At 59.7% G+C, this 6,008-nt stretch carries 5 protein-coding genes; all 5 read left to right on the forward strand.

The genetic code is table 11. The annotated features are described in order from the left end of the window. Positions 1-89: 89 nt before the first annotated feature. The 5 genes from mbfA to ASC75_RS22910 all read left to right on the forward strand — a co-directional run bounded on the left by mbfA (position 90) and on the right by ASC75_RS22910 (position 6,005). Positions 90-1,073 (forward strand): iron exporter MbfA, encoded by a 984-nt coding sequence (mbfA, locus tag ASC75_RS22885; protein WP_055980959.1) that lies wholly within the window; start codon positions 90-92, stop codon positions 1,071-1,073. Between the two features lie 275 nt (positions 1,074-1,348). Next, the gene (locus ASC75_RS22890) at positions 1,349-1,942 is read left to right on the forward strand and encodes a hypothetical protein (RefSeq protein WP_156381364.1); all 594 of its coding nucleotides are present in this window, start codon (positions 1,349-1,351) and stop codon (positions 1,940-1,942) included. Between the two features lie 85 nt (positions 1,943-2,027). Further along, a partial coding sequence (locus ASC75_RS26585) for a hypothetical protein (RefSeq protein ID WP_210168390.1) occupies positions 2,028-2,303 on the forward strand: 276 nt, incomplete at its 3' end. Positions 2,304-3,719: 1,416 nt separating this feature from the next. Then, on the forward strand, positions 3,720-4,991 hold the full coding sequence (locus tag ASC75_RS22905) for a glycosyltransferase (protein WP_055980971.1): 1,272 nt from the start codon (positions 3,720-3,722) through the stop codon (positions 4,989-4,991). Between the two features lie 3 nt (positions 4,992-4,994). Next, the gene (locus ASC75_RS22910; RefSeq protein WP_055980974.1) at positions 4,995-6,005 is read left to right on the forward strand and encodes an HlyD family efflux transporter periplasmic adaptor subunit; all 1,011 of its coding nucleotides are present in this window, start codon (positions 4,995-4,997) and stop codon (positions 6,003-6,005) included. Positions 6,006-6,008 lie beyond the last annotated feature (3 nt).

The following is a 6,008-nucleotide window of genomic DNA, read 5'->3' on the forward strand; positions in this document are numbered from 1 at the left end:
CGGCAAAAAAATCACGCGCCGCATCCGCGCATTGACCGGTGCGTGGCAAATGCCTAGTTTAGAATTATTCTAAACTGAAAGATTCGCCCATGTTGTCCCGTGTCTTCGGCTTCGGCCGCCGCGCCTTCGATTCCCTGTCCGAGCAGGAGATCCTGGCCCTCGCAATATCGTCTGAGGAAGACGACGGCCGCATCTACCGCGCCTATGCCGACGGCTTGCGCGACGAGTTTCCGCAATCGGCCAAGGTCTTCGACGCCATGGCCGAGGAGGAGGACGGCCATCGCGCCGCGCTGATCGAGCTGCACCGCGCCCGCTTCGGCGAGCGCATTCCGCTGATCCGGCGCGAGCATGTCCGCGGCTATTACGAGCGCAAGCCCGACTGGCTGGTGCGGCCACTGGGCATCGACAAGGTCCGCGACCAGGCCGAGGAGATGGAGCGCCAAGCCTACCGCTTCTATGTCGAGGCGATGAAGCGGACGAGCGACGCCTCGACCCGCAAGCTGCTTGGCGACCTCGCCGCGGCCGAGCAGAGCCACGAGACGCTGGCCCAGCGCCTCGGCGACAAGCTCGTGCCGGAGGACGTCAAGGACGAGGAAAGGGTGGGCGAACGGCGCCAGTTCATCCTGACCTATGTCCAGCCGGGCCTCGCCGGCCTGATGGACGGCTCGGTCTCGACGCTGGCGCCGATCTTTGCCGCCGCCTTCGCCACGCAGGACACCTGGCAGACATTCCTCATCGGCCTGTCCGCCTCGGTCGGCGCCGGCATCTCGATGGGCTTCACCGAAGCCGCCCACGACGACGGCAAGCTGTCGGGCCGCGGCTCACCGCTCAAGCGCGGCCTCGCCTCCGGCATCATGACCGCCGTCGGCGGCCTCGGCCACGCGCTGCCCTATCTGATCCCGCATTTCTGGACCGCCACGACGGTCGCGGCGATCGTCGTGTTCTTCGAGCTCTGGGCCATCGCCTACATCCAGAACCGCTTCATGGAGACGCCGTTCCTGCGCGCCACGTTCCAGGTGGTGCTCGGCGGCGCGCTGGTGCTTGCGGCAGGCGTGCTGATCGGGAATGCGTAACCACGCCACCCCCTCATCCGGCCGCTTCGCGGCCACATCTCAATCCAGAGTGATGCCGCCAGGACGTACGCCTGGCGGCATCACTCTAGAGTGCCAATTTTCCACCCAAAATACTTGCCGATCATATCCTTTCACTGGCTCCTAAATCAAAATAGCTATGCGCTTGGATAGCTCCAATATGCGATTGACGACCATCAAATGAAGATTAATTTTTAAAGAAACTTTCCAGTCTGCAAAACACTTCTCATCTGTTGATTTTGCAGTGGAGGCAGTTGATGTTGAGCCAGAGTTTTTCTGAATTTGAAGCAATCGCGATAGGCGAAAAAAACCTTAAAATAGAACCCTATACTTCAATAGAAATACTAGAATCTATATGGGAAAAGTTCGACATACCCGTTCCACGGGTAGCTCTGTTCCCGCAGGCAAGCGCGAAGTTTGGCAATCTCCGCAAGATCTTCAAGGTCGTTGAGAGTGGAGAGGTCGACGCGATAGTGCTCACGGACGAACGGCCAAGCGCGAAGTTTGGCAATCTCCGCAAGATCTTCAAGGTCGTTGAGAGTGGAGAGGTCGACGCGATAGTGCTCACGGACGAACGGCACCTCCCTGCCCTGGAGGATTTCCGAAGCGCTCGAAATCTTGGCTTGGTACCAGTTATCAACGTGACGGGTGGATACAGCCACGTCCCGGACGTCGATTTCGACATCGCCGATCCCAACGCGCTCATGAGGACGGCTGCCACTATCCGGAAGTTCTCGGAGAGAAGGGCACGGCTGTCGCCCAAATTCCTGCTGGTGGAGACTCCAGCGGCCAGGATGGTCGCAGGCAAGCGCGAAGTTTGGCAATCTCCGCAAGATCTTCAAGGTCGTTGAGAGTGGAGAGGTCGACGCGATAGTGCTCACGGACGAACGGCACCTCCCTGCCTTGGACGATTTCCGAAGCGCTCGAAATCTTGGCTTGGTACCCGTTATCAACGTGACGGGTGGATACAGCCACGTCCCGGACGTCGATTTCGACATCGCCGATCCTGACTCGATCATGAGGACGGCTGCCACTATCCGGAAGTTCTCGGAGAGAAGGGCACGGCTGTCGCCCAAATTCCTGCTGGTGGAGACTCCAGCGGCCAGGATGGTCGCTCATCTGTTCGTTTCCGGCGAACCGCTCACGCCGGTGCGGGATTCCAGCTCCAGATATTTCCATGCCATGAAAGGATTTCTCGACACCCATTCTACANTCATGAGGACGGCTGCCACTATCCGGAAGTTCTCGGAGAGAAGGGCACGGCTGTCGCCCAAATTCCTGCTGGTGGAGACTCCAGCGGCCAGGATGGTCGCTCATCTGTTCGTTTCCGGCGAACCGCTCACGCCGGTGCGGGATTCCAGCTCCAGATATTTCYATGCCATGAAAGGATTTCTCGACACCCATTCTACAAGGCTGATCGCGGAAGCTCTCGCAAATCGGGGGTGGCTCGAACGACAATTCGTCGACCGACACCACCAATGTGACAGCTGTGGCTCACACAGGCTGGTGGTGAGGGAAGAATGCCCAAAGTGCCGGTCGGCCAATCTGAATGAGTCGCCGCTGATCCATCACTATAGCTGTGCGCAACTCGGCCCCGAGGCAGAATTCCGAAATGGCAACGCTCTTGTCTGCCCCAAATGCCGCAAGCAGTTGCGTAACTACGGGAAGGACTATGACAAGCCCGGAAATGTGCAGGTATGTGGTGAATGCCGCTATGCGACGTCCGAGCCGGCTATCGGGTTCGTGTGCCAGGATTGCGGCGCGGGGGTCGACGGCCAAAGGGTAACCCGGGTCGATGTGTTCTCGTATGCGTTGTCGGAATATGCCACGCTCCANACGACAATTCGTCGACCGACACCACCAATGTGACAGCTGTGGCTCACACAGGCTGGTGGTGAGGGAAGAATGCCCAAAGTGCCGGTCGGCCAATCTGGATGAGTCGCCGCTGATCCATCACTATAGCTGTGCGCAACTCGGCCCCGAGGCAGAATTCCGAAATGGCAACGCTCTTGTCTGCCCCAAATGCCGCAAGCAGTTGCGTAACTACGGGAAGGACTATGACAAGCCCGGAAATGTGCAGGTATGTGGTGGATGCCGCTATGTGACGTCCGAGCCGGCTATCGGGTTCGTGTGCCAGGATTGCGGCGCGGGGGTCGACGGCCAAAGGGTAACCCGGGTCGATGTGTTCTCGTATGCGTTGTCGGAATATGCCACGCTCCARCTGACCAATCGGGCCAGCCAGCTGCTGCTTTCGCCGCCGCAACTGAAAGACTGTCCGGATGGGCTGCATAAAGAGCTGCGCTCTTTGACGAATGAGCTCCCGGCACTGCAGGATTGCGTCGTTGCCGAACTGGTCTACGAGGCGCAAGACACCATTGTGGGCAGGAGCGGAGAGGCCATATTTTCCTCCCTTCGCAGGTTGTTCACCGAAAACCTGCAGGGCTATCTGGCAGGAATGGCCACGGTCCACTCGTCACTAGACCGCGATTTCGTGCTCTTTTACCACCTCACGCAATCCGACAGGGACGGCGACGCACAAGTCATCCTCAACATGTGCGAGGCAGTCCTGTCGGATCACCTGCAGCCGAGGCTACGCATCCTGTGGGGTGCTTCGGATGGGGCAAGCGGGTGACCGATGTCGAATTAAGCATCTCGCTTCTGCTTTCGCAGACGCTGTCGAGCGCGATATTCTGGTACACGTTGTTGTTCGACCTGCCCCGTTATGCCCTGCCCTTCGCCGCAGTAGCGCTAAGCCAGCGTAGAGAACCATCGAGCGTCGATGCGGCTCCATTGTTCGACAATGCGCCCCGCAAAGTAAGCGTCGTCCTGATCGGACACAACGAGGCCAATTCCATTCGGGCATGCGTCCGCTCGCTCAGGGAACAGTCCTTTCCAGATTTCGAGATCGTGATTGTGAGCGACGGCTCGACCGACCGGATGAGCCAGGTGGCGCGCGAGATCGTCGGCTCCGGAGATGCAACCTGCATTCTGGCGACGGACGTCAGGGGCGGGAAGTCAAGCGGCGTAAACCTCGCCTGCAAGGTCGCGCAGGGCGACATCATCATAAACGTCGATTGCGACTGCTCGTTCGACCGGTTCGCCATTGAGGCGCTGTTGCAGGCTTTCGACGACCCTCGTGTCGGGGCGGCCTGTGGCGACATCGCCCCCCGCAACGCGAGTGCGACGCTGATGACGCAAATTCAGGAAATCGAGTATCTGGAATCCATATCCGTGGGCAAGCGCTTCAGCGGGTCGCTGGAGCAGGTAACATGCTGTTCGGGGGCGTTCGGAGCATTTCGCCGCGAAGCGCTGGTCCAGGTTGGTGGTCTTGACGTCGGCGGGGGTGAAGACCTCGATGTCACCATTCGCATGCGCCAGGCAGGATGGCGCATAGCCTTCGTGCCCGATGCACTCTGCTACACCGACGTTCCCGAGTCCGTTTATGCCTACATCCGGCAGCGCTTGCGGTGGGAGCGGGACGCCTTCTGGCTCAGGTTTCGGAAGCATCGCCGGCTGCTCAACCCTTTTGGGCAAAATTTCCGCCCGGCGGAGGCATTGCATCAGTGGGACTTCGCGCTGTTCGGCGTCGCAAGCGCAGTCATGTTCCCCGTCTACCTGCTCTGGCTCGCCGCGAATTACGGACTTGATGCGATCTCAATCCTGGTTTCCCTGCAACTGGCACTGCTGGTGCTGGACGCAGCGATGCTCGGCCTCGCCAGCCGGATAACCGGCCGCGCCGCCTTTGCACGAAACGCACCCTTCCTGCCTGCCTATTCGCTGTTCATGTCGTATGTCATGCGCTTCGTGCGACTGAACGCCTATGTCGACGAGTGGTTTCTCTCGGGCTCGCATCGCGACAATTACGTGCCGGCAAAAGTGCGCCTGCTTAGGCCATGGTGACCAATGCAACACATCCGCAAAAGGACACTGCTAGACAATCTCGACAAACAGCAAAGATCGCATTCCGGCCGCATCGGCAGGACGATCTACCTCGCGCTGCTGGCCGGGTTTTTCCTGCTGATCGCGTACTATCTCGCTGGCAATCTGGTCCTCCTCTCAGCTGACGGGATCGTGCTCAACGAGAAGCGCGTGGTCGCCGCGAGCTATCCCGCCACCATCACCAAGGTCATGGTCAGCGAGGGCGACGTCGTCAAAAAAGGCGAATTGCTTGTCCAGCTCGAGTCGTTCGAAATGGTGAAGGAGATCGCGGACCTCTCCGTGCGATCCAGTGAACTCGTGGTGAAAGAAACCGAGTTGCAGGGGCAATCGACGACGATATCGACTCTGCTGCCGCTGGCGCAGCGGGCCTCGCGCGAGAGTGGCGAGACAGTCGCCAGGCTGGACACCGTCGCCAAGCGGGGGCTCATCCCCATGCGGGCTCGCGACGATGCGGTAAGCACCAGCTTCCAAGCCGCCCAAAGACTTGCTGAGCTGACTGCGCAAGGCCTGGACAATCAGGCCCAGGTCCGGATGGTCCAGGCGTCACGGCAGGTTGCCGAGAGCGCGGTCGCAAAGCTGAAGGAAATATACGAGGACGGCAATATCCGTGCCCTCGATACCGGCGTGGTCGGCTCACGTGTCCCCGTTTCCGGCCAGTTCGTACGGCCGGGTGACGAACTTCTCCAGATAAATGGCGGACGATCATACATCCTGGCGTATCTGCCCGATGAATATCTGTTCCCGGTAACGGCAGGGATGAAGGTCGACGTCAGTGCCGGGAGCGAGCGCACCAAGGGCACCGTCGAAAGAGTCCTCCAGATTGCCGATGCGCTGCCGGCCGAATTCCAGAACATGCTGCGGCCAAGGGATCGCTCCAGGCTGATCCGGGTGGCGCTGCCAGAAGGCAATCCCTTCGCCGTTTCCCAAAAGGTTGTGATCCGCGGGTGTATCCTGGGATGGTGCTGGGTGAAGTGAGAG

The organism is Aminobacter sp. DSM 101952, from assembly GCF_001424795.1.
GTDB classification, from domain to species: Bacteria; Pseudomonadota; Alphaproteobacteria; order Rhizobiales; family Rhizobiaceae; genus Aminobacter; species Aminobacter aganoensis.